This window comes from Candidatus Magnetobacterium casense (assembly GCF_019173545.1).
Lineage (GTDB): Bacteria > Nitrospirota > Thermodesulfovibrionia > Thermodesulfovibrionales > Magnetobacteriaceae > Magnetobacterium > Magnetobacterium cryptolimnobacter.
Genome location: NZ_JABXWD010000419.1, coordinates 1 through 2,774 on the forward strand (window position 1 = coordinate 1; position 2,774 = coordinate 2,774).

General features: G+C 49.7%; 2 protein-coding genes. One reads left to right on the forward strand and one right to left on the reverse strand.

The annotated features are described in order from the left end of the window. Positions 1 to 408 precede the first annotated feature (408 nt). The gene (gene cas6, locus HWQ67_RS15750; RefSeq protein WP_218253637.1) at positions 409 to 1,176 is read left to right on the forward strand and encodes a CRISPR-associated endoribonuclease Cas6; all 768 of its coding nucleotides are present in this window, start codon (positions 409 to 411) and stop codon (positions 1,174 to 1,176) included. Between the two features lie 40 nt (positions 1,177 to 1,216). On the opposite strand, the gene waaF is transcribed toward cas6, so the two are convergent. Next, positions 1,217 to 2,774, reverse strand: a 1,558-nt coding sequence (waaF, locus tag HWQ67_RS15755; protein WP_218253638.1) for a lipopolysaccharide heptosyltransferase II, incomplete at its 5' end; no start/stop codon positions are given.

Below are 2,774 nucleotides of genomic sequence, written 5' to 3' on the forward strand. Positions count from 1 at the left end.
CCCTTTTTTTCTTTTCTTAGGGGTGAACTATTGTTATACATGTTTATGCTCTCTTGCTTAAGTATATCAACACATAAAGCCGAAATACAAGTTGTCGCTGCTTGTCGCGGTAATTCTCAATGGCATATTAATTAAACATAGGGATTGTCTGAACCAGGATTGATCACTTTGCTCCCTACGGTCGCAGGGCCGTTAAATCGAGGTTCAGACATCTTTACATGCAGTGATTGGAATGTGACATTGTCAAGTTAATTCTGCGGTTTTCTATGGAATACATTCCATACCATATGGAACATATTCCATACATTCGACCGACACAAAAAGTTAAACCTATGTGTTTTAGGCGCTTTCTGCACATAAAAGCAATGGCATGAATCTTGATATGTAAAATGCGTCGAGGTTAAAAGTATGAGAATACGCATTGTCCTGTACAATAAGATTGCAGATGCCAGCATCCCGATTAACTATAATCACTTCCTGGCATCAACAATCTACAAAATCCTGAGAGAGCAATCTCGGGGCTCTTGCAACTTGCCACTTGACAGGGTAAGGCAGGGTGCCCGTATGCACTTTGGGATGTTTACGTTTTCGCACCTGAATTTTGAAACCTACCGCATAGAGCACGAAAAGATCAGCTTTGACGAGGGCCGCATCCAGTGGTACATATCGTCGCCGGTAACTGAGTTTCTCCTGATAATCGCCCAACGCATTGCCGAATGCGAGGAGTTGCTTATTGCCGGTGTGAAATTTGACATTGAAAAGGTTGAGGTCGTAAAAGAGGTGGACTTCTCTGACGAAATGAGCTTCACTGCCCTGTCCCCAATCACCGTAACGCACAACAAAAACAACAGACCTGTTTCACGCTACCTGCGATATACCGAAAAGGGCTTTGCCGAAGCCGTCAGGGAAAACCTCATAAAGAAATACATCATCATTTACAACACCTTGCCAAAAGATAACAGTCTGGTCTTCACTTTTGACCAGGACTATCTGCTAAAAAAGGCCGGCAAAATACAGAAAAAAATAAGCTTCCTCAACATGGAAGTCATAGGCTTTGTCGCCCCATTCAAGGTCAAGGGCAGCCCCGAACTCATCAGGGTCGGCTACGATGCAGGCTTTGGTGAAAAGGGAAACCTGGGCTTTGGCATGGTAAAGGTGATCAGAAAAGAGTCATAAACGCCTGACCTTTCCCATCAGGAGACCTGAGACAACGCCTTTAGATAATCATTGCATGTAACTGGTCAAGACTGGTAATTGTATCCACCCCCTCAACGGTCAATGAGTGCTTTTCGTTGAGCAGAAATATCGGGTGTGCCCCAACGGCCTGCGCAACAAGCATATCGGCATTTGAATCACCCACAAAGAACGACCTTTTCAGATCGATTCCGTGCTCTGCACGCGCCTTGTACAGCATCCCGGGGGAGGGCTTTCTGCAAGGACAGTGACTGTCGGGATGGTGCGGACAGTGGTAGAAGTCGTCAAAGCCATAGTTGTCGCAAAATGTCAGGTTCACCGCATCTGCAAACTCCTTCTTTATAAGCCCGCGGGCAATCCCGGATTGATTCGATACACCAATCATCATGTAGCCCTTTGACTTAAGCCTTACCAGAGATTCCGTCTCCGGATAGACGTTGAAGTCCTCAAACCTGCTCAGGTAATGGGCGTCCCTGCAGAGGGTGCCGTCTCTGTCAAAGAACACCGCCCGTTTATCAGGCAGCAGCGACCAGACCTCTGCCAGGACCTCATCGGGGGTAATATCGGTCATGCACTTGATGTCCGTCTTTTTGCACGTCCGCTTAAAGCACGGCGAGCACGACAGCTTTTTCCTTATGACAGAGCTTCTGAAGCCAAAGTGCAGGTTTGTTGAGCACTGCGGCGGCCCGGTGATGTCAGGGTCGGTTGAACCGAAGATGGCCACAATGGGCGTGCCCACGCTGTAGGCAACGTGCATGGGACCGGAGTCGTTGGTCACCAGGAGATCACACTCCGATATGCAGGCGGCCAGTTGTCGCAGTGTCGTTTCGCCACAGAGGTTGAGGAATGTGTCGGAGGTCAACAACTCTGCCCCCGAGGCAGCCAGGTCATCCGTTATCTGTTGTGCCAGCCACAACTCTTCGCCGGAACCAAAGAGCACCACACTGCCACCAATCTGCTCTATGACCCCCCTGACGACACCGGCAAAGTGAGCCGTCGGCCATCGCTTGGCCGAACCATAGGAGGCACCAGGGTTGATGCCAATGATCGGGTGGCGCAGGGTCGAAAGGGTCTGCCGTCCCTGGAGTCGTTCCTCGTGCAGAAGGTATGTCCAGGGCAGGTTGTATGGGGCATCAATGCCAATCCGTTCCAGTATATGGAGGTAGTATCTGATCTGGTGCAATCGCAGGGTTTCGGCCTTGACGGGGATGCCCTTTGTCAATAGAAATCCCCTGGCGTCCCGGTCATAGCCGACCCTCTCACGGATTCCGGCAAGGAAGGCTATGATGGCAGCATCAAAGGCGTTTTGCAACAGTATGGCAAACGTGTACTTGTCGGCCTTCAGGGCGTTGGCCAGCTTGACCCTGCCAAGTATGTCACGGTGACTGTCCTTGTACTCGATCAGGGTGTGTACGTTTGGGTCTTTGCTAAACAGCGGCAGTACCCTGCTGTTGACCAGGAGGGCTACCTCGTAGTCAACAAAGGCATCACTCAACGCCTTAATTGCAGGCATGGTCATAACCGCGTCACCTATCCAGTTGACGCCTCTTATCAATATCTTACAAGACACTGTACCATTA

Excerpts from the sequence above, each read along its gene's own strand:
- cas6 (WP_218253637.1), top strand. The coding sequence starts at position 409 with ATGAGAATACGCATTGTCCTGTACAATAAGATTGCAGATGCCAGCATC.